General features: G+C 50.9%; 22 protein-coding genes. 10 read left to right on the top strand and 12 right to left on the bottom strand.

Features of this window, described 5'->3' with window-relative positions; all coding sequences use genetic code 11:
* Nucleotides 1-38: 38 nt before the first annotated feature.
* The 3 genes from FQ015_RS07250 to FQ015_RS07260 form a co-directional block, all read right to left on the bottom strand.
* Complete coding sequence (locus FQ015_RS07250; protein WP_039020522.1) at nucleotides 39-1,127, bottom strand: sugar kinase; 1,089 nt, start codon at nucleotides 1,125-1,127, stop codon at nucleotides 39-41.
* Nucleotides 1,128-1,129: 2 nt separating this feature from the next.
* On the bottom strand, nucleotides 1,130-1,987 hold the full coding sequence (gene nfo, locus FQ015_RS07255) for a deoxyribonuclease IV (protein WP_039020523.1): 858 nt from the start codon (nucleotides 1,985-1,987) through the stop codon (nucleotides 1,130-1,132).
* A gap of 73 nt (nucleotides 1,988-2,060) precedes the next feature.
* Nucleotides 2,061-3,110, bottom strand: coding sequence for a YeiH family protein (locus tag FQ015_RS07260; RefSeq protein WP_000182053.1), 1,050 nt, complete (start codon nucleotides 3,108-3,110; stop codon nucleotides 2,061-2,063).
* Nucleotides 3,111-3,208: 98 nt separating this feature from the next.
* Here FQ015_RS07260 and yieE point away from each other — a divergent pair, with 98 nt between their 5' ends.
* The 3 genes from yieE to cirA all read left to right on the top strand — a co-directional run bounded on the left by yieE (nucleotide 3,209) and on the right by cirA (nucleotide 8,036).
* On the top strand, nucleotides 3,209-4,090 hold the full coding sequence (yieE, locus tag FQ015_RS07265; RefSeq protein WP_032218944.1) for a DNA-binding transcriptional regulator YeiE: 882 nt from the start codon (nucleotides 3,209-3,211) through the stop codon (nucleotides 4,088-4,090).
* A gap of 204 nt (nucleotides 4,091-4,294) precedes the next feature.
* Complete coding sequence (gene lysP / locus FQ015_RS07270) at nucleotides 4,295-5,764, top strand: lysine-specific permease (RefSeq protein WP_000253276.1); 1,470 nt, start codon at nucleotides 4,295-4,297, stop codon at nucleotides 5,762-5,764.
* 292 nt (nucleotides 5,765-6,056) lie between these two features.
* Nucleotides 6,057-8,036 carry a catecholate siderophore receptor CirA gene (cirA, locus tag FQ015_RS07275; RefSeq protein WP_160523895.1) on the top strand — a complete coding sequence of 660 codons (1,980 nt, stop codon included), beginning with the start codon at nucleotides 6,057-6,059 and terminating at the stop codon, nucleotides 8,034-8,036.
* A gap of 30 nt (nucleotides 8,037-8,066) precedes the next feature.
* Here cirA and yeiG read toward each other — a convergent pair whose 3' ends face one another.
* The gene (yeiG, locus tag FQ015_RS07280) at nucleotides 8,067-8,903 is read right to left on the bottom strand and encodes an S-formylglutathione hydrolase (RefSeq protein WP_039020526.1); all 837 of its coding nucleotides are present in this window, start codon (nucleotides 8,901-8,903) and stop codon (nucleotides 8,067-8,069) included.
* A 257-nt stretch (nucleotides 8,904-9,160) separates the two neighbouring features.
* Between yeiG and folE the strand changes: the two genes are divergently transcribed.
* The 6 genes from folE (at nucleotide 9,161) to mglC (ending at nucleotide 16,070) form a co-directional block, all read left to right on the top strand.
* Nucleotides 9,161-9,829 carry a GTP cyclohydrolase I FolE gene (gene folE, locus FQ015_RS07285; RefSeq protein WP_001594261.1) on the top strand — a complete coding sequence of 223 codons (669 nt, stop codon included), beginning with the start codon at nucleotides 9,161-9,163 and terminating at the stop codon, nucleotides 9,827-9,829.
* Nucleotides 9,830-9,845: 16 nt separating this feature from the next.
* Nucleotides 9,846-11,003, top strand: coding sequence for a DUF418 domain-containing protein YeiB (yeiB, locus tag FQ015_RS07290; protein ID WP_039020527.1), 1,158 nt, complete (start codon nucleotides 9,846-9,848; stop codon nucleotides 11,001-11,003).
* 141 nt (nucleotides 11,004-11,144) lie between these two features.
* The gene (galS, locus tag FQ015_RS07295) at nucleotides 11,145-12,185 is read left to right on the top strand and encodes an HTH-type transcriptional regulator GalS (RefSeq protein ID WP_000628667.1); all 1,041 of its coding nucleotides are present in this window, start codon (nucleotides 11,145-11,147) and stop codon (nucleotides 12,183-12,185) included.
* A 279-nt stretch (nucleotides 12,186-12,464) separates the two neighbouring features.
* Nucleotides 12,465-13,463: a galactose/glucose ABC transporter substrate-binding protein MglB gene (gene mglB, locus FQ015_RS07300; protein WP_001036980.1), complete on the top strand. Its 999-nt coding sequence runs from the start codon at nucleotides 12,465-12,467 to the stop codon at nucleotides 13,461-13,463.
* Between the two features lie 60 nt (nucleotides 13,464-13,523).
* A complete protein-coding gene (gene mglA / locus FQ015_RS07305) occupies nucleotides 13,524-15,044 on the top strand; it encodes a galactose/methyl galactoside ABC transporter ATP-binding protein MglA (RefSeq protein WP_000255032.1) in 1,521 nt (506 codons plus the stop codon).
* A gap of 15 nt (nucleotides 15,045-15,059) precedes the next feature.
* Nucleotides 15,060-16,070 carry a galactose/methyl galactoside ABC transporter permease MglC gene (mglC, locus tag FQ015_RS07310; protein ID WP_001275118.1) on the top strand — a complete coding sequence of 337 codons (1,011 nt, stop codon included), beginning with the start codon at nucleotides 15,060-15,062 and terminating at the stop codon, nucleotides 16,068-16,070.
* 70 nt (nucleotides 16,071-16,140) lie between these two features.
* On the opposite strand, the gene preA is transcribed toward mglC, so the two are convergent.
* The 8 genes from preA to FQ015_RS07350 form a co-directional block, all read right to left on the bottom strand.
* A complete protein-coding gene (gene preA, locus FQ015_RS07315) occupies nucleotides 16,141-17,376 on the bottom strand; it encodes an NAD-dependent dihydropyrimidine dehydrogenase subunit PreA (protein WP_000956067.1) in 1,236 nt (411 codons plus the stop codon).
* Nucleotides 17,370-18,608: an NAD-dependent dihydropyrimidine dehydrogenase subunit PreT gene (gene preT / locus FQ015_RS07320; protein WP_160523896.1), complete on the bottom strand. Its 1,239-nt coding sequence runs from the start codon at nucleotides 18,606-18,608 to the stop codon at nucleotides 17,370-17,372. The genes preA and preT overlap by 7 nt, the downstream gene beginning before the upstream one ends.
* 286 nt (nucleotides 18,609-18,894) lie before the next feature.
* The gene (locus FQ015_RS07325; protein WP_000383089.1) at nucleotides 18,895-19,134 is read right to left on the bottom strand and encodes a DUF2542 family protein; all 240 of its coding nucleotides are present in this window, start codon (nucleotides 19,132-19,134) and stop codon (nucleotides 18,895-18,897) included.
* A 2-nt stretch (nucleotides 19,135-19,136) separates the two neighbouring features.
* Entirely contained in the window at nucleotides 19,137-19,856 is a 720-nt protein-coding gene (gene sanA / locus FQ015_RS07330; RefSeq protein ID WP_000920073.1) for an outer membrane permeability protein SanA, read from the bottom strand.
* Between the two features lie 189 nt (nucleotides 19,857-20,045).
* Nucleotides 20,046-20,930: a cytidine deaminase gene (gene cdd / locus FQ015_RS07335; protein WP_160523897.1), complete on the bottom strand. Its 885-nt coding sequence runs from the start codon at nucleotides 20,928-20,930 to the stop codon at nucleotides 20,046-20,048.
* A 129-nt stretch (nucleotides 20,931-21,059) separates the two neighbouring features.
* Nucleotides 21,060-21,755, bottom strand: a complete 696-nt coding sequence (locus FQ015_RS07340) for a CidB/LrgB family autolysis modulator (RefSeq protein ID WP_000968208.1) — start codon at nucleotides 21,753-21,755, stop codon at nucleotides 21,060-21,062.
* On the bottom strand, nucleotides 21,752-22,150 hold the full coding sequence (locus FQ015_RS07345; RefSeq protein WP_001353095.1) for a CidA/LrgA family protein: 399 nt from the start codon (nucleotides 22,148-22,150) through the stop codon (nucleotides 21,752-21,754). Before FQ015_RS07345 ends, FQ015_RS07340 begins: the two co-directional genes overlap by 4 nt.
* Nucleotides 22,151-22,280: 130 nt before the next feature.
* Nucleotides 22,281-23,189 (bottom strand): LysR family transcriptional regulator, encoded by a 909-nt coding sequence (locus FQ015_RS07350; protein WP_000024646.1) that lies wholly within the window; start codon nucleotides 23,187-23,189, stop codon nucleotides 22,281-22,283.
* A 126-nt stretch (nucleotides 23,190-23,315) separates the two neighbouring features.
* Between FQ015_RS07350 and mhbT the strand changes: the two genes are divergently transcribed.
* Nucleotides 23,316-24,674, top strand: coding sequence for a 3-hydroxybenzoate transporter MhbT (gene mhbT / locus FQ015_RS07355; protein ID WP_105287800.1), 1,359 nt, complete (start codon nucleotides 23,316-23,318; stop codon nucleotides 24,672-24,674).
* Nucleotides 24,675-24,679: the final 5 nt, after the last annotated feature.

Genomic DNA, 24,679 nt, shown 5'->3' on the forward strand with positions numbered 1-24,679 from the left:
GGATAAGACGCGGTCAAGCGTCGAATCCGGCAAGATTGTTACACCATCGGCACTAATGAAAGCGCGTTATCGGCAGACAGGGTAGGGTTGTTTAAGCTGCCGCTGGCGCGTGAAATTGCCGCGCAGGCCATCGCAAAACGGGCACTATCACGGAAACTGCTTCCTTCCAGAAAGCTATACACCAGGCCCGCCATAAAACCATCGTCAGCACCAAAACTGTCTACCGTCGTATGCGCTGGCGCAGTCAGCAAAAATTGTTCGCCATCCTTTTGGCTGCAATAAACAGACTCATCGGGCAAATAAACAAACAATTGCTGAACGCCTTGTTGATGCAACGCATTCACTGCGGCATTACGATCAGCATCGCGGGTTATCGGCTGGCCCCATAAAATTTCCAGCTCCGGCAAAGTGGGTTTCAGAGTGTGAATATGCGCCAGCCAGTGTTTGATTTTGCCCGCTTTGAATTCTGAAACGGTATCGACAAACACCGGGATTTCATCAGCGAGGGTAAAGACCCACTCCAGCGCCTCGGCTGTCAGGTTGCAATCAGCCAGTACCACGCCCGCATGACGAAGTAAATCGCGCGACCCGTTCAGTAGTTGCGGTGTCAACTGATCCAGCAGATGGGTATCGTTAATCGCCAGCACGGTTTGATCGTCTCGATTGGCAATTGCCAGATACGTCGATGTGCTTTGACCATGTAAACGAACGCAGCCGGAGACATTCACGCCGGCGCGGCGCGTTTCTTCCAGGAGCATTTCGCCATAAAAGTCATCGCCAATCACTGAAAGCAAATGGACGTCGCGGCCTAACAGCGCCAGATTGTGGGCGATATTGCGTCCAACGCCGCCTGCCGAGCAATGAATTGTACCGGGATGAGAAGCCGCTTGCGGGTAACGGATATCCGCCACCCCGCGAATATCCATATTGATTGTCCCCACCACTACGCAGTATTCCTGCTCGGTGAGAATGTAACCTTTGCCTTTAATCCGACCTTTGCGCATTAAATCCATAATATGCGCTGCAACACGCGAACGGCTGATTTGCAGCATATCCGCAATTTCGTTCTGCTGAATCAGCGGGTTACGCCTTAATATTGCAAGGATCTCCTTCTCCCGGTTATTCATCTTCAGGCTACCGCTTTTTCAGTTTGTTGCGCTTTCAGCCAGGCGATCTCTTCTGCCCAGATATCCGGGTTGATGGTTTCAAGGATCAGCGGAATTCCGTCGAAACGGTCGTCCTGCATGATCCAGCGGAACGCATCATGACCGATATTGCCTTCACCGAGGCTATGATGGCGGTCAACGCGGCTGCCAAAGGTGCTTTTCGCATCGTTTAGGTGCATCCCGCGCAGATACTTAAAGCCGACAATACGGGCAAAATCCGCGAACGTTTTCTCGCATTCGGCTGGAGTACGCAAATCATACCCGGCAGCGAAAGCATGGCAGGTATCAATGCAGACGCCGACGCGGGATTTATCTTCCACGCCGTCGATAATCGCCGCGAGATGTTCGAATTTAAACCCTAAGTTGCTGCCCTGACCGGCGGTATTTTCAATCACCGCTGTCACACCTTGAGTTTTATCCAGCGCAATGTTGATGGATTCGGCAATACGCGCAAGGCAATCCTCTTCTGAAATCTGCATCAGATGGCTGCCAGGGTGGAAGTTGAGCAAAGAAAGCCCCAGCTGTTCGCAACGCTGCATTTCATCTATAAACGCATCGCGCGATTTTTCCAGAGCTTCAGCGACCGGATGTCCGAGGTTAATCAGATAACTGTCGTGGGGAAGAATTTGCGCCGATGTGTAGTGATATTTTTCACAGGCGGCTTTGAATTCATTGATGGTTTGCGTCGTGAGCGGTGCGGCACGCCACTGACGTTGGTTTTTGGTGAACAAGGCAAACGCGGTTGCGTCGATTTCGGCGGCGCGAATTGCGGCATTTGCCAGACCGCCAGCAGCACTAACGTGCGCTCCAATGTATTTCATGCGAGGACTCCTGTTAAACCCGCTGGAGGAAAACGGTAATGATAGCGGGTTAACAGGAGCAAGATGTAGTGGTTTATGCGATGACGCTTTGAATCACATAGTTAATCGCACCACCACCAACAATCAGCCAGGCAAACAGTACCAGAGCCATCAGCAGAGGTTTCGCCCCGGCTTTTTTCAGCGCGCTGACGTGAGTGGTCAGACCCAGCGCCGCCATCGCCATTGCCAGCAGGAAGGTATCCAGCGTTACCAGCATATTCACTACGCTCTGCGGTAACAGGTGGAACGAGTTAAAGATGGCAACTACGATGAACAAGATGGCAAACCACGGAATAGTGATTTTGCTTTTCTCGCCGCTGTTCGCCCCAGACAGCTGTTTAACACGCGCCGCCAGCAGGATGAGGAACGGAGCCAGCATCATCACGCGCAGCATTTTGGAAATAACTGCTGCGTTTTCTGCATCCGGGCTGATGGCATGACCTGCCGCCACCACCTGCGCCACTTCGTGCACAGTAGAACCAATGTAGATACCGAAAGTTTCCGGACTAAACCATTGAGACATCAGCGGATATATCGCCGGGTAGAGGAAAATCGCGACGGTCCCGAAGATAACGACGGTTGCAACAGCCACGGTTACTTTACTGGCTTCCGCTTTCACTACCGGCTCAGTCGCCAGTACCGCGGCAGCACCACAGATACTGCTACCGGCACCGATCAACCAGCTGGTGTGCTTATCCAGACCAAACACTTTCTGCCCCAGGAAACAAGCCAGCAGGAAGGTACTGGACAGCGTCAGCACGTCAATGATGATCCCACTGATACCGACATCGGCAATTTGCGAGAACGTCAGACGGAAGCCATAAAGAATGATACCCAGACGTAATAAATATTGCTTGGCAAACAGCACACCACCGTCACAGCTTTTCCAGATGTGCGGATAGATGGTGTTGCCTAAAACCATCCCCAACAAAATTGCGAGGGTGAGGGCACTAAACCCGGCACCCGCAACCGCGGGAATGGAACCACCCCACAGGGCGACCCCGGTGATAACTGCACTCAGGGCTAACCCCGGAATAAAATGCCACAGTGTACGATGTTGTTTCTGTAAGGTGATATTCGTCATAACCCTCTCCTTTAACCGGGTATAAGGTTACGACTAACTGGTTTAAAAATAAAATTGATTATATATTTATAATCAATCTTTATAAGTGGTAAGCGACTATGCACATCACCCTCCGGCAGTTGGAAGTTTTTGCAGAAGTATTGAAAAGTGGATCAACCACCCAAGCGTCGGTGATGCTGGCGTTGTCGCAATCAGCAGTGAGCGCAGCCTTGACTGACCTGGAAGGGCAGCTTGGCGTGCAACTGTTTGATCGCGTGGGGAAAAGACTGGTAGTTAATGAACACGGGCGGCTGCTCTATCCGCGAGCGTTGGCACTGCTTGAACAGGCGGTTGAAATCGAACAACTGTTTCGCGAAGACAACGGCGCGATTCGTATCTATGCCAGTAGTACTATCGGTAACTACATTCTGCCTGCAGTTATCGCCCGTTATCGCCATGATTATCCGCAGTTGCCGATTGAACTTAGCGTTGGGAACAGCCAGGACGTGATGCAAGCGGTGCTGGATTTCCGCGTTGATATTGGCTTTATTGAAGGCCCGTGCCACAGCACTGAAATCATTTCTGAACCGTGGCTGGAAGACGAGCTGGTGGTTTTCGCCGCCCCGACTTCGCCGTTGGCCCGTGGTCCGGTCACCTTAGAACAGCTGGCTGCCGCGCCGTGGATCCTGCGTGAACGCGGTTCCGGCACGCGGGAGATTGTCGATTATCTGTTGCTGTCACATTTACCGAAGTTTGAGATGGCGATGGAGTTAGGTAACTCCGAGGCAATCAAACATGCGGTGCGTCATGGATTGGGAATTAGTTGCCTGTCGCGACGGGTCATTGAAGATCAATTGCAGGCAGGCACGTTAAGTGAAGTTGCGGTCCCTCTGCCGCGCCTGATGCGTACGTTGTGGCGTATACATCATCGGCAAAAACACCTTTCCAACGCGCTACGGCGCTTTCTGGACTATTGCAATCCCGCGAATGTACCGCGTTAAGTTGCTGTACAAGAACATGCTGGTGCTGTGTCGATTTCGTGACGCAGCGCCCGCAGCATGCATTCGCCAGAAAAGAGATTGGCTGCTTTACTTATAATCCCGGGGCGATCATGAAGGTGTCTTATAACCGTGTATTTCTGCCGGAAGGATTGCCAATCGTCTGCTACAATCGCGCCTCATTTTTAAGATGGATAGCATTTTTGTATGGTTTCCGAAACTAAAACCACAGAAGCGCCGGGCTTACGCCGTGAATTAAAGGCGCGTCACCTGACGATGATTGCCATTGGCGGTTCCATCGGTACAGGTCTTTTTGTTGCCTCTGGCGCAACGATTTCTCAGGCAGGTCCGGGCGGGGCATTGCTCTCGTATATGCTGATTGGCCTGATGGTTTACTTCCTGATGACCAGTCTCGGCGAACTGGCTGCTTACATGCCGGTTTCCGGTTCGTTTGCCACTTACGGTCAGAACTATGTTGAAGAAGGCTTTGGCTTTGCGCTGGGCTGGAACTACTGGTACAACTGGGCTGTGACTATTGCCGTTGACCTGGTTGCTGCGCAGCTGGTTATGAGCTGGTGGTTCCCGGATACACCCGGTTGGATCTGGAGTGCGCTGTTCCTCGGCGTTATCTTCCTGCTGAACTACATTTCGGTCCGTGGCTTTGGTGAAGCAGAATACTGGTTCTCACTGATCAAGGTTACGACGGTTATTGTCTTTATTGTTGTCGGCGTGCTGATGATTATCGGTATCTTCAAAGGCGCACAGCCTGCGGGCTGGAGCAACTGGACAATCGGCGAAGCACCGTTTGCTGGTGGTTTTGCGGCAATGATCGGCGTGGCAATGATTGTCGGCTTCTCTTTCCAGGGTACCGAGCTGATCGGTATTGCTGCAGGCGAGTCCGAAGATCCGGCGAAAAACATTCCACGCGCGGTACGTCAGGTGTTCTGGCGAATCCTGTTGTTCTATGTGTTCGCGATCCTGATCATCAGCCTGATTATTCCGTACACCGATCCGAGCCTGCTGCGTAACGATGTGAAAGACATCAGCGTCAGTCCGTTCACCCTGGTATTCCAACACGCGGGTCTGCTCTCTGCGGCGGCGGTGATGAACGCTGTTATTCTGACGGCGGTGCTGTCAGCGGGTAACTCCGGTATGTATGCGTCTACTCGTATGTTGTACACCCTGGCGTGTGACGGTAAAGCGCCGCGCATTTTCGCTAAATTGTCGCGTGGTGGCGTGCCGCGTAACGCGCTGTATGCGACGACGGTGATTGCCGGTCTATGCTTCCTGACCTCGATGTTTGGTAACCAGACGGTATACCTGTGGTTGCTGAACACCTCTGGTATGACAGGCTTTATTGCCTGGCTGGGGATTGCGATTAGCCACTACCGCTTCCGTCGCGGTTACGTATTGCAGGGACACGACATTAACGATCTGCCGTACCGTTCAGGCTTCTTCCCACTGGGGCCGATCTTCGCATTCATTCTGTGTCTGATTATCACACTGGGCCAGAACTACGAAGCGTTCCTGAAAGACACCATTGACTGGGGCGGCGTAGCGGCAACATATATTGGTATCCCGCTGTTCCTGATTATCTGGTTCGGATACAAGCTGATTAAAGGAACTCACTTCGTACGCTACAGCGAAATGAAGTTCCCGCAGAACGATAAGAAATAAGTTTCCTCCCTTCCTTGCTAAGCCCTCTCAACCGAGAGGGCTTTTTTAATTCTATTTCCCTCACGAATCATGCGGATATAAATTTTAACATTTGGATTGATAATTGTTATCGTTTGCATTATCGTTACGCCGAAATCTAAAAAGGCTGACAAATCAGGGGCTGTTCCGGCTTTCTGGGATGATCACCTGCATACAAATAAGTCCACCGCGATGCTGCCGTACGCAAGGGGACGTGAAAAAGATGTGAGCGATAACCCATTTTATTTTCGTAGTTACCTCATGGAGATATGGAATGTTTAGGTTGAACCCCTTCGTACGGGTCGGGCTGTGTTTGTCCGCTATTTCTTGTGCATGGCCTGTGTTAGCGGTCGATGATGATGGCGAAACGATGGTTGTCACCGCATCTTCCGTTGAACAAAACCTGAAAGATGCACCAGCCAGTATCAGCGTCATTACCCAGGAAGACCTGCAGCGAAAACCAGTACAGAATCTAAAGGATGTGCTCAAAGAAGTGCCAGGCGTACAACTGACGAACGAAGGGGATAACCGTAAGGGCGTTAGTATTCGTGGTCTGGACAGCAGCTACACCCTGATTCTCGTCGACGGTAAACGCGTTAACTCCCGCAATGCCGTCTTCCGCCACAATGATTTCGATCTGAACTGGATCCCGGTCGATTCCATCGAACGTATTGAAGTGGTCCGTGGCCCGATGTCGTCGCTGTACGGTTCCGATGCGCTCGGCGGTGTCGTGAATATCATCACAAAAAAAATCGGTCAGAAATGGTCGGGTACCGTTACTGTCGATACCACCATTCAGGAACATCGCGATCGCGGTGATACCTATAACGGTCAGTTCTTTACCAGCGGACCATTAATTGACGGCGTGCTGGGAATGAAAGCTTACGGCAGCCTGGCAAAACGTGAAAAGGATGACCCACAAAACTCAACGACCACCGATACCGGAGAAACGCCGCGTATTGAAGGATTCTCCAGCCGCGACGGCAATGTGGAATTTGCCTGGACACCGAATCAAAATCACGATTTTACTGCCGGATACGGTTTTGACCGTCAGGATCGTGATTCCGACTCGCTGGACAAAAACCGCCTGGAACGTCAGAACTACTCCGTCAGCCATAATGGGCGTTGGGATTACGGCACCAGCGAACTGAAATACTACGGTGAGAAAGTCGAAAACAAAAATCCTGGCAACAGCAGCCCGATTACTTCCGAAAGCAATACGGTCGATGGTAAATACACGTTGCCACTGACGGCGATTAATCAGTTTCTCACGGTTGGCGGTGAATGGCGTCACGACAAACTTAGCGATGCGGTGAACCTGACCGGGGGAACCAGCTCCAAAACGTCTGCCAGCCAGTACGCGCTGTTTGTGGAAGATGAATGGCGGATCTTCGAGCCGCTGGCGCTGACGACCGGCGTACGTATGGACGATCATGAAACCTACGGTGAACACTGGAGTCCACGTGCCTACCTGGTTTATAACGCCACCGACACCGTAACGGTGAAAGGGGGCTGGGCGACGGCATTTAAAGCACCTTCTCTGTTGCAACTTAGCCCTGACTGGATGAGCAATTCCTGCCGTGGCGCATGCAAGATTGTGGGTAGCCCGGATCTGAAACCTGAAACCAGCGAAAGTTGGGAGCTGGGGCTGTATTACCTGGGTGAGGAGGGCTGGCTGGAAGGGATTGAATCCAGCGTGACCGTTTTCCGTAACGATGTAAAAGATCGTATCAGCATCAGCCGTACGTCTGACGTCAATGCTGCACCGGGCTACCAAAACTTTGTCGGTTTTACAGCGGACGGTGTGCCGGTATTCAGCTACTACAACGTTAACAAAGCACGTATTCAGGGCGTGGAAACCGAACTGAAAATTCCGTTCAACGATGAATGGAAACTGTCGATCAACTACACCTACAACGATGGTCGTGATGTCAGCAACGGCGAAAACAAACCGTTGTCCGATCTGCCGTTCCATACCGCTAACGGTACGCTGGACTGGAAACCGCTGGCGCTGGAAGACTGGTCATTCTATGTTTCTGGTCACTATACCGGGCAGAAACGCGCCGACAGCGCGACGGCTAAAACTCCGGGCGGTTATACCATCTGGAATACCGGCGCGGCCTGGCAGGTGACCAAAGACGTCAAACTGCGTGCGGGCGTGCTGAACCTTGGCGACAAGGATCTCAGTCGTGACGACTACAGCTATAACGAAGACGGACGTCGTTACTTTATGGCAGTGGATTATCGCTTTTGATGAGAAGATGCCCGGCGAACCGGGCAGACTTTACTTCAGTAAATACTGCGCATGGAAGCGCAGATGATCCTCTATATAAGAGGCAATAAAGTAGTAACTGTGATCATATCCCGGCTGAATACGCAGCGTCATCGGCCACGCTTTTTGACGCGCGGCTTCTGCCAGCACTGCGGGTTGTAGCTGGTCGGCAAGAAACTGATCATTATCGCCCTGATCAATCAGTGTCGGGATCGCATCCTGCGCATTACTCGCATACATCAGCGCGCAACTGTCCCATTCCATCCAGTCATTTTTATCCTCACCCAGATAAGTGCGAAACGCTTTGATTCCCCACGGGACGCTGCACGGATTCACAATCGGCGCAAAGGCAGAAACACTGGTGTATTTGCCAGGATTTTTCAGCGCCATAATCAATGCGCCGTGACCACCCATGGAATGACCGCTAATAGCGCAGCGATCGCTGACGTTAAATTGCGATTGAATGAGAGTCGGTAATTCATCGCGCAGATAATCGTACATCCTGTAATGCGTCGCCCACGGTTTTTGTGTGGCGTTGAGATAAAACCCCGCGCCCTGACCTAAATCGTAGCCGTCGTCGTTGGCTACTTGTTCGCCGCGCGGACTGGTGTCTGGCATCACCAGTACAATCCCCAGTTCCGCCGCTACGCGTTGGGCCCCCGCTTTGGTGGTGAAGTTCTCGTCATTGCAGGTTAATCCGGAGAGCCAGTACAGCACCGGCGGCGGGGTGTGATCGCGAGGCGGTGGAAGAAAGATGCTGAACGTCATCGGGCAATTTAAGGTACTGGAGTCGTGCCGCCAGCGTTGTTGCCAGCCTTCAAAACAGCGGTGCTCTTCGAGCATTTCCATGCGTGGCTCCTTGTTGTGTTGTTTGCAATTTCTTCATCATACCGTTTATTCAATGTGCTGTGAGTAACTTTCACTTCCGTATATACATAACGATGTTTTAACATCTGCTGATGAAAGGCAGCGGCAATTACAATAATTATCGCTGTGAATACTGGATTATGTGCGCCGCCTCACGCACAATAATCAGGCTGTAAATCAGCTTAATAACTTTGCCCCCACGCAGGGCGGAGGCGTCACACCTGCAGGAGAAATCATAAATGTCATCACTCAGTAAAGAAGCGGCCCTGGTTCATGAAGCGTTAGTTGCGCGAGGACTGGAAACACCGCTGCGCCCGCCCGTGCATGAAATGGATAACGAAACGCGCAAAAGCCTTATTGCTGGTCATATGACCGAAATCATGCAGCTGCTGAATCTCGACCTGGCTGATGACAGTTTGATGGAAACGCCGCATCGCATCGCTAAAATGTATGTCGATGAAATTTTCTCCGGTCTGGATTACGCCAATTTCCCGAAAATCACCCTCATTGAAAACAAAATGAAGGTTGATGAAATGGTCACCGTGCGCGATATCACCCTGACCAGTACCTGTGAACACCATTTTGTTACCATCGATGGCAAAGCGACGGTGGCTTATATCCCGAAAGATTCGGTGATCGGTCTGTCAAAAATTAACCGTATCGTGCAGTTCTTTGCCCAGCGTCCGCAGGTGCAGGAACGTCTGACGCAGCAAATTCTCATTGCGCTACAAACGCTGCTGGGCACCAATAACGTGGCTGTCTCTATCGATGCGGTACATTACTGCGTGAAGGCGCGTGGCATCCGCGATGCAACCAGTGCCACGACAACGACCTCTCTTGGTGGATTGTTCAAATCCAGTCAGAATACGCGCCACGAATTTCTGCGCGCTGTGCGTCATCACAACTGATTAAAAGGCAGGAACCATGGAGCGCAACGTCACGCTCGATTTTGTTCGCGGCGTCGCCATTCTGGGGATCCTGCTATTAAACATCAGCGCCTTTGGGTTACCAAAGGCGGCTTATCTCAATCCCGCCTGGTACGGCGCTATTACGCCGCAGGATGCATGGACCTGGGCATTACTCGATCTCATCGGTCAGGTGAAATTCCTCACGCTTTTTGCGTTGCTGTTTGGTGCTGGCCTGCAAATGTTGCTACCCCGTGGCAAACGCTGGATCCAGTCGCGGTTAACACTGTTAGTCTTGTTGGGCTTTATTCACGGTTTATTGTTCTGGGACGGCGATATTCTGTTGGCTTACGGGCTGGTGGGCTTAATCTGTTGGCGGCTGGTGCGCGATGCGCCATCGGTAAAAAGCCTGTTTAATACCGGCGTCATGCTTTATCTGGTGGGGCTTGGCGTTTTGCTGTTGTTGGGGTTGATTTCAGACAGTCAGACCAGCCGCGCCTGGACGCCGGATGCATCGGCTATTTTGTATGAAAAATACTGGAAGCTTCACGGCGGCGTTGAAGCGATCAGTAATCGTGCCGATGGTGTTGGCAACAGTTTACTGGCACTGGGCGCACAGTATGGCTGGCAACTGGCAGGGATGATGCTAATTGGCGCGGCGCTGATGCGCAGTGGCTGGCTGAAAGGGCAGTTTAGCTTGCGCCATTATCGGCGTACCGGTTTTGTGCTGGTGGCGATTGGGGTGATCATTAACCTTCCAGCGATCGCCCTGCAATGGCGGCTGGACTGGGCATATCGCTGGTGCGCCTTCTTACTTCAGATGCCGCGGGAACTGAGTGCGCCGTTTCAGGCGGTTGGCTATGCGTCGCTGTTTTATGGTTTCTGGCCGCAATTGAGCCGCTTTAAGCTGGTGCTCGCGATCGCCTGCGTCGGACGGATGGCGCTGACCAACTATCTATTGCAAACGCTGATTTGTACCACGCTTTTTTATCACCTCGGTTTGTTTATGCAGTTTGACCGTCTGGAATTGCTGGCGTTTGTTATTCCGGTATGGCTGGCGAATATTCTCTTCTCTGTTATCTGGCTGCGTTACTTCCGTCAGGGGCCGGTGGAATGGCTCTGGCGTCAGTTAACTTTGCGTGCTGCCGGACCTGCATTATCTAAAACATCAAGATAACGATCTGGATCACATTCATTAACAAAATGGTTGTAACCGTTTCCATTGCTGTGACTCGATTCACGAAGTCCTGAATTCAGTGCTGACAAAATAGCCGCCAGCAAGCAGGCATTTACTGCAATCTCATAACAGGTAGTGAATATGATCACCATTCGTGATGTAGCGCGTCAGGCTGGCGTCTCTGTGGCAACGGTTTCCCGGGTGCTCAATAACAGCACGCTGGTCAGTGCCGACACGCGTGAAGCAGTAATGAAAGCAGTGAGCGAGCTGGATTATCGGCCAAACGCCAATGCCCAGGCGCTGGCAACTCAGGTTAGCGATACCATTGGCGTGGTGGTAATGGACGTTTCTGATGCGTTTTTCGGCGCGCTGGTAAAAGCGGTGGATCTCGTCGCCCAGCAGCACCAGAAATATGTGCTAATAGGTAATAGCTATCATGAAGCGGAAAAAGAGCGTCATGCCATTGAGGTGTTAATTCGCCAGCGTTGTAACGCGTTGATTGTTCATTCAAAAGCGTTAAGCGATGATGAATTAGCGCAGTTTATGGATAACATTCCCGGTATGGTGTTAATCAACCGCGTTGTGCCAGGTTACGCCCATCGTTGCGTTTGCCTGGATAATCTCAGTGGTGCCCGAATGGCCACGCGCATGTTGCTCAATAATGGTCATCAACGTATTGGTTATCTTTCTTCCAGCCACGGCATTGAAGATGATGCCATGCGCAAAGCAGGCTGGATGAGTGCGTTGAAAGAGCAGGATATTATTCCGTCGGAAAGCTGGATTGGCACTGGCACCCCGGACATGCCAGGCGGTGAGGCGGCGATGGTTGAACTGCTGGGGCGCAATCTACAACTTACCGCTGTATTTGCATACAACGACAATATGGCCGCTGGCGCACTGACGGCATTAAAAGATAATGGTATTGCGATTCCGTTACATCTCTCAATCATCGGTTTCGATGATATTCCCATCGCTCGTTACACCGACCCACAATTAACGACCGTGCGTTATCCTATTGCTTCGATGGCAAAATTAGCTACCGAACTGGCCTTACAAGGGGCAGCAGGCAACATTGATCCTCACGCCAGCCACTGTTTTATGCCGACGTTAGTGCGTCGCCATTCTGTCGCAACGCGCCAGAATGCGGCAGCGATCACTAACTCAACAAATCAGTCGATGTAACCGCTTTCAATCTGTGAGTGATTTCACAGTATATTAACAATGCGATAGCTATGATTGCACCGTTTTAACGCTGTAACCTGTATGTAACAGTGAATCATCACTTTCACCGAGGTAATAGCGTCATAACAACAATTAAAGCCGTTTTCTGGAGCGTTACCGGGCATGGAAGAACGAATTTTAAAAAGTGAGCTTCGGCGTTCAGTAACACTTCATTAACTCTACTGCCCCGCCGAGCATTTATCTCAAGCACTACCCTGCATAAGAAAAACCGGAGATACCATGAATAAGAAGGTGTTAACCCTGTCTGCTGTAATGGCCAGTATGTTATTCGGTGCCACTGCACACGCTGCTGATACCCGTATTGGTGTAACAATCTATAAGTACGACGATAACTTTATGTCTGTTGTGCGCAAGGCTATCGAACAAGATGCGAAAGCCGCGCCAGATGTTCAGCTGCTGATGAATGATTCTCAGAATGACCAGTCCAAGCAGAACGATCAGATCGATGTATTGCTGGCGAAAGGGGTGAAGGCACTGGCGATCAACCTGGTTGACCCGGCAGCTGCGGGTACGGTGATTGAGAAAGCGCGCGGGCAAAACGTGCCGGTGGTTTTCTTCAACAAAGAACCGTCTCGTAAGGCGCTGGATAGCTACGATAAAGCCTACTATGTCGGCACTGACTCCAAAGAGTCCGGCATTATTCAGGGCGATTTGATTGCTAAGCATTGGGCGGCAAACCAGGATTGGGATCTCAACAAAGACGGTCAGATTCAATTCGTACTGCTGAAAGGTGAACCGGGCCATCCGGATGCAGAAGCACGCACCACTTACGTGATTAAAGAGCTGAACGACAAAGGCATCAAAACTGAACAGTTACAGTTAGATACCGCTATGTGGGATACCGCTCAGGCGAAAGATAAGATGGACGCCTGGCTGTCTGGCCCGAACGCCAACAAAATCGAAGTGGTTATCGCCAACAACGATGCGATGGCAATGGGCGCAGTAGAAGCACTGAAAGCACACAACAAGTCCAGCATTCCAGTGTTTGGTGTCGATGCGCTGCCAGAAGCTCTGGCACTGGTGAAATCCGGTGCACTGGCGGGCACCGTATTGAACGACGCTAACAACCAGGCGAAAGCGACTTTTGATCTGGCGAAAAACCTGGCCGATGGCAAAGGTGCGGCTGATGGTACCAACTGGAAAATCGACAACAAAGTGGTCCGCGTACCTTACGTTGGCGTAGATAAAGACAACCTGGCTGAATTCAGCAAGAAATAAGACTGATTGGGCGCAGTCGTTTACTGCGCCCTTATTGTATGGCCAACAAGGTAAAATTATATGGTCAGCTCAACGACTCCGTCTTCCGGGGAATACTTGTTGGAAATGAGCGGTATCAACAAGTCTTTTCCGGGTGTTAAGGCACTTGATAACGTTAATTTAAAAGTCCGGCCACATTCTATCCATGCATTAATGGGGGAAAACGGCGCAGGAAAATCAACATTATTAAAATGCCTGTTTGGTATTTATCAGAAAGACTCCGGCACCATTTTGTTCCAGGGGAAAGAGATCGATTTTCATTCTGCCAAAGAAGCACTGGAAAATGGTATTTCGATGGTACACCAGGAATTAAACCTGGTATTACAACGTTCGGTGATGGACAACATGTGGCTGGGGCGATATCCCACCAAAGGCATGTTTGTCGATCAGGACAAAATGTACCGCGAAACCAAAGCGATTTTTGATGAGCTGGATATTGATATCGATCCGCGTGCGCGCGTCGGCACATTATCCGTTTCGCAAATGCAGATGATCGAAATCGCCAAAGCGTTTTCCTATAACGCGAAAATTGTGATTATGGATGAACCGACATCTTCGTTAACTGAAAAAGAGGTCAATCATCTTTTCACTATTATTCGTAAATTAAAAGAGCGCGGCTGCGGTATTGTTTATATCTCGCATAAAATGGAAGAAATCTTCCAGTTATGTGATGAAGTCACCGTATTGCGCGACGGTCAGTGGATCGCTACCGAACCGCTGGCAGGGCTAACGATGGACAAGATCATCGCCATGATGGTTGGACGCTCTCTTAACCAGCGTTTCCCTGACAAAGAAAACAAGCCGGGCGAAGTGATTCTGGAAGTGCGTAATCTGACGTCGCTGCGCCAGCCGTCGATTCGCGATGTCTCGTTTGATCTGCATAAAGGGGAGATCCTCGGTATTGCCGGTCTGGTGGGGGCGAAACGTACCGATATTGTTGAGACGTTATTTGGTATTCGCGAGAAATCGGCTGGCACCATTACGTTGCACGGCAAAAAGATCAATAACCATAACGCTAATGAAGCCATAAACCACGGATTTGCACTGGTAACTGAAGAGCGCCGCTCAACGGGAATTTATGCCTATCTGGATATTGGCTTTAACTCGTTAATTTCCAATATCCGCAACTACAAAAATAAAGTTGGCTTGCTGGATAACTCGCGGATGAAAAGCGATACCCAGTGGGTAATTGATTCGATGCGGGTAAAAACGCCGGGACATCGTACGCAAATTGGTTCACTCTCCGGCGGTAATCAGCAAAAGGTAATTATTGGGCGCTGGCTGCTTACGCAACCAGAAATATTAATGCTCGATGAACCAACGCGCGGTATTGATGTCGGAGCGAAGTTTGAAATTTATCAGTTAATTGCCGAACTGGCGAAGAAAGGCAAGGGGATTATTATTATTTCCTCCGAAATGCCAGAGTTGTTAGGGATAACAGACCGTATTCTGGTCATGAGCAATGGTCTCGTTTCCGGAATTGTCGATACAAAAACAACAACGCAAAACGAAATTCTGCGTCTTGCGTCCTTGCACCTTTAAGATTAGGGGCCTCCCATGAGTGCGTTAAATAAGAAAAGTTTTCTTACTTACCTGAAAGAGGGCGGTATTTACGTCGTTCTTTTAGTTTTGCTGGCGATTATTATTTTCCAGGACCCAACTTTTTTAAGTCTGTTGAACTTAAGTAATATTCTCACCCAGTCATCGGTGCGTATTATTATCGCGCTTGGTGTGGCAGGATTAATTGTCACCCAGGGGACCGACCTTTCTGCGGGACGTCAGGTAGGGCTGGCAGCCGTGGTGGCAGCGACGTTATTGCAGTCCATGGATAACGCTAACAAAGTATTCCCGGAAATGGCGACGATGCCGATTGCGCTGGTAATTCTGATTGTCTGTGCCATTGGCGCGGTGATCGGTTTGATCAACGGCCTGATTATCGCTTATCTCAACGTGACGCCATTCATTACCACGCTCGGCACGATGATTATCGTCTACGGCATCAACTCGCTCTATTACGACTTTGTCGGGGCGTCGCCAATTTCTGGTTTTGACAGTGGCTTCTCTACCTTTGCTCAGGGCTTTGTTGCGCTGGGGAGCTTCCGTCTCTCTTACATCACTTTCTACGCGTTGATTGCGGTGGCATTCGTCTGGGTGTTGTGGAACAAAACCCGCTTCGGCAAGAACATTTTTGCCATTGGCGGTAACCCGGAAGCGGCGAAAGTTTCTGGTGTAAACGTTGGCCTGAACCTGCTGATGATCTACGCGTTGTCTGGTGTGTTCTATGCCTTTGGCGGGATGTTAGAAGCCGGACGTATCGGCTCTGCCACCAACAACCTCGGCTTTATGTATGAGCTGGATGCTATCGCAGCGTGCGTGGTGGGCGGCGTATCGTTTAGCGGCGGTGTGGGGACGGTAATTGGTGTAGTGACCGGGGTAATTATCTTTACCGTTATCAACTATGGCCTGACGTACATCGGCGTAAATCCGTACTGGCAGTACATCATCAAAGGGGCGATTATTATCTTCGCCGTGGCGCTGGATTCACTGAAATACGCGCGTAAGAAGTGATGTGAATGTGGGTATTGCCGGATGCGCCGCATCCGGCAATCGGTGCCAAATGCCGGATGCGACGCTGGTTCTACAACGTTACCGGGTGTTCTTTCTCTCCCTTCTTAAACTTCACTTCCCCGAGATCAATACAACCAACCGGGCAAACATGACCACAAAGCAGACAACCCACGCACTTCTCGGTATTACAATGCGGTGTGCGCGTTTTCTCGCTCCATTCCATCGCCTGGTGACCGCCGTCGTAACAGGAAATATAACAGCGTCCACAGCCAACACATTTATCGAGATTGATATGGGGATAGACGATATAGCTACGGTCTAAATCTTCCGCCGGAACAATATTGTGATTCGCCAGACCTACCATCTCCTGCAACGAATCAAATCCCTGATCGGCGAGATAATGCGATAACCCGCTCGCCATATCTTCCACTATCCGATACCCGTACTGCATAATGCCGGTGGTCACCTGTAACGTTGCTGCGCCGAGCAATAAAAACTCCGCAGCATCTTCCCAGGTTTCAATACCGCCGATACCGCTAATCGGGAAATCGCGCAGCTCTGGATGGGTGCGCATTTGCTGAATAAAGCGTAGGGCGATCGGTTTTACCGCTTTACCGGAATATCCGGAAATACTCGATTTACCGTTAACGATCGGCATACCAATTTTCTGATTAAGATCGATATTGGTGATGGATTTAACGGTATTAATCGCCGCAATGCCATCTGCGCCGCCGCGCTTCGCAGCCAGCGCCACTTCGCACATATCACCGATATTCGGCGTCATCTTCGCCAGCATCGGCAGCGTAGAACCACGTTTCACTGCCCGACAATATTTTTCTACCAGCTCCGGGCTTTGCCCGACATCGCTACCCATCGCATGAGAAGTCATTTGCGGACAGGAGAAGTTACACTCAATCATATCGGCACCAGCTTCTTGCACCAGCCGCGCCAGCTCTTCCCACTGCTGTTCATTTTCGCCCATGATCGAAGCGATCAATACTTTGTCCGGATAATCTTCTTTCAGCCGACGCAGGGCGGCCAGATTCTCTTCCAACGGATGTTCAGCAATCTGCTCCATATTTTTGAAGCCGATAAAACCGGTATCTTCTTTCACCAGATGATCAAAACGCGGCGAGACTTCGTTGGCGATAAAAAAGCCGATCGTTTTAAACACCACGCCACCCCAACCTGTGTCGTAGGCTTTGGCACACATCTCATAGCAGTTGCCTACCGGCGAAGAAGAGAGGCAGAACGGGTTGGGAAACTTCACGCCGCAAAAAGTAATCGAAAGATCTTTCGTTAACATGAGCAAGCTCCCTCTAAATAGTGATGAATAGCCTCGGCGGCTTCTTTCCCGGTTTTCACGGCATAGACCACGGTTTTGTCACCCTCAACAATATCGCCAGCAGCAAAGACTTGCGGATCGCGGGTCTGGTAATTTTGTGTATTGATGGTGTTACGCTGCGGCTCTAACTCCGCAAAGGCATCCAGTCTGGCATGCTGACCGACGGCGAGAATAATTTTATCTGCCGCCATCGTCAGTTCGCCCGGTAAGCGTACATGCTTAAACGTGACTTTATTGCCTTCCACGGCCACTGGTGTGAATCCATCGATGATCGAAACGCCCAACTCCCGGGCGCTGGCAAACTCTTTTTCGCTTGCCGGAAACTCATCTAACTCTTCACGTGCTACGCAGGTTACCGCCTGACAGCCGAGAACTTTCAGCGTGCTGGCAACGTCCATCGCGACATCACCGCCGCCGATAATTAATGCGCTTTGTGGAATGCTGATATCGCCCTGCGCCTGCCGTGCACGTTGCAAGAAGTCGACGGCAATCTCAACGTCGCTATGCTCAAACAGCGGTAGCCCGGAACCGCCCGACAACCCTACGGTGACAAGTACTGCGCGGTTTTCCGCTTTCAGTTGCTCCAGGGTGAGTACTTTACCGATTTCGTTATTGCACTTAATGGTCACCCCCATTTTTTCGATACGGGCGATCTCTGCATCCAGCACGGATTGCGGCAAACGAAATTGCGGAATACCGTTACACAGCCAGCCACCGGGTTGCGCTTCTTTTTCATAAATAGTGACGTCGTACCCCATATTTGTCAGCGTCACGCTGGCCTGCAATCCAGCAGGACCTGCGCCAATAATGGCGACTTTGCCGAGCGTTTTAGTACCAGGCTGATAAATTTCCATCCCGGTTTGTTGTTCAAAATCAGTGATAAAACGCTGTAAGCGACCGATATCAATGGGATCATCAACACCGGCACGGGTACAACCGCTTTGACATAATTTCTCCGTTGGGCAAACTCTGGCGCATACGGCACCGAGGGCATTATTTTCGCGAATTGTCTCGGCAGCGCCTTTAAAATTACGAAAGTAGATTGAGCGTATAAATTTCCCCGGATCGGTTTGTGCCGGGCAAGCCTGACTACAGGGCGCGTCGTGACATAATAAACAGCGAGAGGCTTCTTTAATCGCCAGTAAAGGCGTAAAAGCCGGAGTGAGTTCATCCAGATAATTTTGTTGCGGCATGTGATCTTCCTTAATGCTATGAGTAATTAAGGCGAACGCTAAATATACTCGTCATACTTCAAGTTGCATGTGCTGCGTCTGCGTTAGCTCACCCCAGTCACTTGTCGCCTTCCTGCAACTCGAATTATTTAGAGCATAAATATTGCTTGCTGATATTAAGGCTAAGCGTGTGGGGAAATTTAAACTGTGAAAGAATTCACAAATAGCTGCGGTTCAGAATGTTATATCCGCAGCTTATTGACTGAAGTAATAATTATTCTCAATAATTAACAGGGGAGGGACAATATTAACGATAGAAAATAAGATAAATAATCATACCAATAGATAAAATTCCGAAGCCACTATATGCCACTATATAAGCAAAGAAAAGTCCGGGATTTTTTGCTCGCCAGACATACACCGGTTCCGCTGCATTTTTAACCCGTTTATCAATCGCGCCTGCACGCCAGCCTTTCCATGCTTCGCGGAAACAAAATATCGGGATAAGGAAAAAAACGGCAACCACAAAAAACTGCTGTACATCCATAACTACTTTCCTTGTTTCTTCTGTAATTCAAGTAACTGTTCGGGCGTGACGGCGGGATACCCCTGTGCATCTTCCGGCACCTGGTGCATAGCCGGAATAGGCACAAGCGGCCCTAAAAAGCGCGGTTCACGTTTAAAAATATAAAGGTCAGCCAGCGCACCGAAACGGGCGGCAAATTCGCGAATACGTACTGACAGCATATCTTTCGGCGACGGTACGGCATAACACTGGGCCTGAATCCCCATATGTAGCGCTATAAATAATGCCCGCTCACAGTGGAAACGTTGGGTGATAATAATGAAATCATTAGTATCAAAAACTTTGCGTGTACGGACGATGGAATCCAGCGTACGAAAGCCTGCGTAATCGAGAACAATATCTGATGGGTCGACACCTGCGGCGATTAAATCTTTGCGCATGGTCTTTGGCTCATTATAACTTTGCAAAGCATTATCGCCGCTCAGTAATAGATAATTTACCTTGCCGCTGTTATAGGCATTAATCGCTCCTTGAATACGGTAGCGATAATACTGATTAATTACGCCAGTACGATAATATTTTGCTGTGCCGAGCACCACGCCGACCTGGCGGTAGGGGAGATCCTGCAATTCGTCGTAGATATAAGGCGCGGTTTTCCAGCTCATCCAGCGATCGAGGCCGAGCACAGTCAACAGCAGCAAGCCGATCAGGACTAACAGGCTGTAGAACACGCGCTTTAACATGCAGGAGACTCGATCTAAGGAAAATTTCCATCAGGCTACTTTACCCGCTGGTTTTGCGCAAGAAACGGCAAACTGTTTGCCGGGATTTTCGACACCGGGAGAGAGCAGGCAAGTATGATGCGACGTTTATCAGTGTGTCAGACCTGAAGGCGGCCGGATAAGGCGTTCACGCCACATCCGGCACCAGTCTTAAGCGAGAAGCACGCGGTCGATACTGTGACAGCCGAGAGCTTTCAGCGTTGCGGAGGTTGCATCCCACTGAATCAACGGCGCATCGGCTTTTTCTGCCAGAACCGCGCGCTGGATATCCGGGTAATCATAACCCTTGAGATTCAACAAAATTAATGCCCCCTGCAACGGTGGTAGAGTCGGGTTAAATGCGGCGTTTTCAGCGTAGCTGCCGCTGAAAATACGACCGTCTTTACATTCCAGCGCTACACCGCTTGGCGACTTACTGTAAGGCATGTGTGAACGATTTGCCGCTGCAATCGCCGCCTGAGAAAGCGCATCACCAGTCAGCGCATAGCCGTGATCCTGCTCGTCCATCAGCAGCGTTTTAATCTCCAGATCCTTCGGCCCAAAGGCATCCGGCAGATAGTCACGCAGCGCGTGTGCCTCGCGGCCCGGCAGATGAATACGCAGATCCAGACCGCTGTTCAGTTCATTCATAAACTGACGGCAGTGACCACAAGGCGTGTAGTTAACGGTGATGGCTGCGAGCGCTTTTTCACCACTCAACCAGGCGTGGCTGATCGCGCTTTGTTCGGCATGAACGGTTTGCTGCATTGTCGCACCAATAAATTCCATATTGGCACCGAAATACCAGGTTCCGCTCACACCGTGCGCAATTGCGCCAACATTAAAATTCGACAATGGCGTACGCGCACAGGCCGCCGCCAGCGGGAGTAGTGCGAATGCCAGCGCGTCTTCGTCCAGCCCCGTTGCGATCTTCAGCGATGAGACTTGCTCCCCGGTCAACAAAGCGGGGAAGTACTTGTCTGCCAGAATAGGTTCCAGTGCAGATTGCAAGTTATCCGCAAGTTGGGCAAAGGCGGTTTGAAAACGTGGATGCATGGCGTTGCCTCATAATCATGTAATGGGATAACAGTTTACGAACCCGTTATGGCTTTATATGTGATCTGAATCTCATTAATTGTGCAACGAATGAAACTTACATCAAAAATGCGCGACGCATCGCAAATTTTAGCCCATTACTGCCAGAATAATCGGGAAAAGGAACGGTGCGATCAGCGAAGTAATAATCCCGCATAACACCAGCGCCAGCGAACTAAATGCACCTTCCTGATAATCCAGCTCAGCACAGCGTGCCGTACCGAGGGCGTGCGAGGCTGTCCCCATCGCCAGACCGCGCGCTGCTTTGGTGCGAATACGCATCGCATTAAGTAACGTATGACCAAACACTGCGCCCAGAATACCGACGAAAATCACGCAAACTGCGCTGATTGCCGGAATACCGCCAATACTGCCGCCAACCGCCATTGCAATAGGCGTGGTGACTGATTTCGGCAGGATTGACGCGGCGATTTCCGGTGAAGCGCCCATCAACAATGCCACGGAAGTCCCCGTCACCATCGCAACCACGCTGCCGATAAAACAGATGGTGATGATCGATTTCCAGCGCGCGCGGATCTGGTGCAGCTGCTCATATAAAGGATAGGCCAGTGCGACAACCGCCGGTTGCAGCAGATCGTTTAGCACTTCGCTACCTTTAAAGTAGCTGTCGTAAGAGATGCCGGTCAGCATTAAAAAAGGAATGATCACCACCATTGCAACCAGCAATGGGTTAAGCAAGGGAAACTTATACCGCGCCGCCAGTTTGCGGGCGGCAAAAAAGACAATTAACGTTAGCGGCAATGACCACCAGATATTTGCCATCATTCTTCTGATCCTTTCTGACCTACGACTTTACGTTCACCGTGCACCAGTTGCGAACTCCAGCTCACCACCAGAAAAACCACCAGCGTACTGACTGCACAGGAAACCACTACCGGACCAAACTGTGCGCGGAGCAAATCAAAATATTGCATGACGCCTACGCCAATCGGCACAAACAATAGCGCCATATAGCGAATCAGTACGTAGCACCCCGGATTGACCCACTTTGCCGGAAGAATTTGCAAGGCCAGCAGGACAAACAAGATCAGCATCCCGATGATGCTGCCCGGAATGGTTACCGGTAGCAGGGAAGCAATGAAAATGCCTGCATACAGGCAGGCATAAATCAGGATAAAAGCGCGTAAATATTGCCAGATAATGTTCAGTGTCTTACTCATAATCAACACCCCAGATGAGATGGATTCATCATACAATTAATTCGTAAAACGTGCTACCGATCACATTAAGAATTCTCAGCATAGTTGAATTACAGGGAAGTAACATCGGGCGAGTGCCCAGTTCAGCACACTAATTCTGCTGTAAAAAGTGCAGAAACTGACTTAAAGCATAAGAAGGCGTTTCGTTATTACGCCAAAACACACCGACGCTGCCTTTCTGTTCAATCTTTGGCAGGTTGAGGATCGCCAGTTGCCCCTGGCTGGCATAACGTTGCGCCAGGCGTAATGACAAAATAGAGATCATATTGCTGCTTTGTAACAGGTTGGTACTGACGTTCATCGACGCCGACTCAATCGTGTTTTCTGGCAGCATCACGCCGTGGTCTACCAGCGCATTATCAATGCTGATGCGGATGGGGGTACCTGTCGGCCAGACTATCCACCGCCAGTTAGCAAGATCATTCCAGCTGAGGGTGGCGTATTTCGCCAGTGGATGCTCAGGACGGGCGACAAAGCATACCGGCTCGGTGTAGAGCACGCGATAATTCAGCGGCAATTGCAACGCGCGACCGCCAATTCGCCCAACCACCACATCGACAGAACCTGCCAACAGATCTTGCAGCAATGGGGTCATCACCTTCTCTTCGATATTCAGGTGTAGAGTTGGCATCTCCTTGAGCAAATGCAAAATCGCCTGGGATACGCAGTCAGTGGCGACGGGAGAACAGCCAATTTTCAGACTGCCGACCAGTCCACCTTGTTTAAAGCGAGCCAGTTCATATTGCGATCTTTCCATGTCATTGATTAACCGTTGGGCATGTTGCAATAACAATTTGCCGCCTTCGGTCGGACGAAGCCCTTTGCTGTGCCGCTCAAAAAGTGTGAGTCCGATCTCATCTTCCAGTTGTGACAACCATTTCGAAAGTGCGGGTTGGGTGATATTCATCATCCGTGCGACATGGGTCAGATTACCTTGTTCACCCAGCGCCACCAGCATTTGCAGGTGATGTAGTTTTAGTTTTTGCGCCCAGTTCGCCATTTGCCATAACCTCCAGGTTATCTCTCTGCCCGAAATGCCATTGTACATCTCATCTCTTTAATCACATTATCGCAACATATACAAAACAAAAGAAACATCTACCTTACCTGCACTGAGGCATTTACTATGACTCAACGACGTGATTTACAAGCACTTATCGATGCCGCTCCGGTCGGCAAGATGCAGTGGCGCGTTATCATCTGCTGTTTTCTGGTGGTAATGCTCGATGGTTTTGACACCGCGGCTATCGGCTTTATCGCCCCTGATATTCGCACTCACTGGCAGCTCACCGCAGGCGATCTCGCCCCGCTTTTTGGTGCGGGTCTGCTGGGTTTAACGGCAGGCGCACTGCTTTGTGGCCCGTTGTCCGATCGCTTTGGTCGCAAGCGGGTGATTGAGCTGTGCGTCTTTTTGTTTGGCGCGTTAAGCCTCGCCTCGGCTTTCTCACCGGATCTGCAAACGCTGGTCTTCCTGCGCTTTCTCACCGGCCTGGGTCTGGGCGGCGCGATGCCGAACACCATCACCATGACCTCGGAGTATCTGCCTGCCCGCCGCCGCGGCGCGCTGGTGACGCTGATGTTTTGCGGCTTTACGCTGGGTTCGGCGTTTGGCGGGATTGTCAGTGCGCAGCTGGTGCCGGTGATTGGCTGGCACGGCATTCTGGTGTTGGGGGGCGTGTTACCGCTGATGCTGTTTGTCGCACTGCTGGTAGTTCTGCCGGAATCGCCACGCTGGCAGGTGCGCCGCCAGCTACCGCAGGCGGTGATTGCGAAAACCGTCAGCGCCATCACCCGCGAGCGTTATGTCGATACCCACTTTTATCTCATTGAATCAGCCTCCGTTACAAAAGGCAGCATTCGTCAACTGTTTATGGGACGTCAGTTACCCATTACGTTGATGTTGTGGGTAGTGTTCTTTATGAGCCTGCTGATTATTTACCTGCTCTCAAGCTGGATGCCAACGCTGTTGAACCATCGCGGCATAGACCTGCAACACGCGTCCTGGGTCACCGCCGCGTTCCAGATTGGCGGTACGTTGGGCGCGCTGGCGCTGGGCGTGCTGATGGATAAGTTCAATCCTTTCCGCGTGCTGGCGCTGAGCTATGCCGTAGGCGCTGTATGCATCGTGATGATTGGCTTAAGCCAGGATGGATTATGGCTGATGGCGCTGGCGATTTTCGGCACTGGCATTGGCATTAGCGGATCTCAGGTGGGGTTGAACGCGTTGACCGCAACGCTCTACCCAACGCAAAGCCGCGCCACGGGCGTGAGCTGGTCAAACGCCGTAGGCCGCTGCGGCGCGATTGTCGGCTCGCTTTCTGGCGGCCTGATGATGGCGATGAATTTCTCTTTCGACACCCTGTTTTTCATTATCGCTGTGCCCGCGGCGATCAGTGCGGTGATGTTAAGCCTGCTGATCACCGTGGTTCGCCAGTCGACCTCTGTCCCTGACTCACTGCCTCGCGCAGGCGTTGTGAACGAATAAGGAGA

The sequence above is a fragment of the Escherichia sp. HH26CH genome, from assembly GCF_009820205.1.
Classification (GTDB): Bacteria; Pseudomonadota; Gammaproteobacteria; order Enterobacterales; family Enterobacteriaceae; genus Escherichia; species Escherichia coli_F.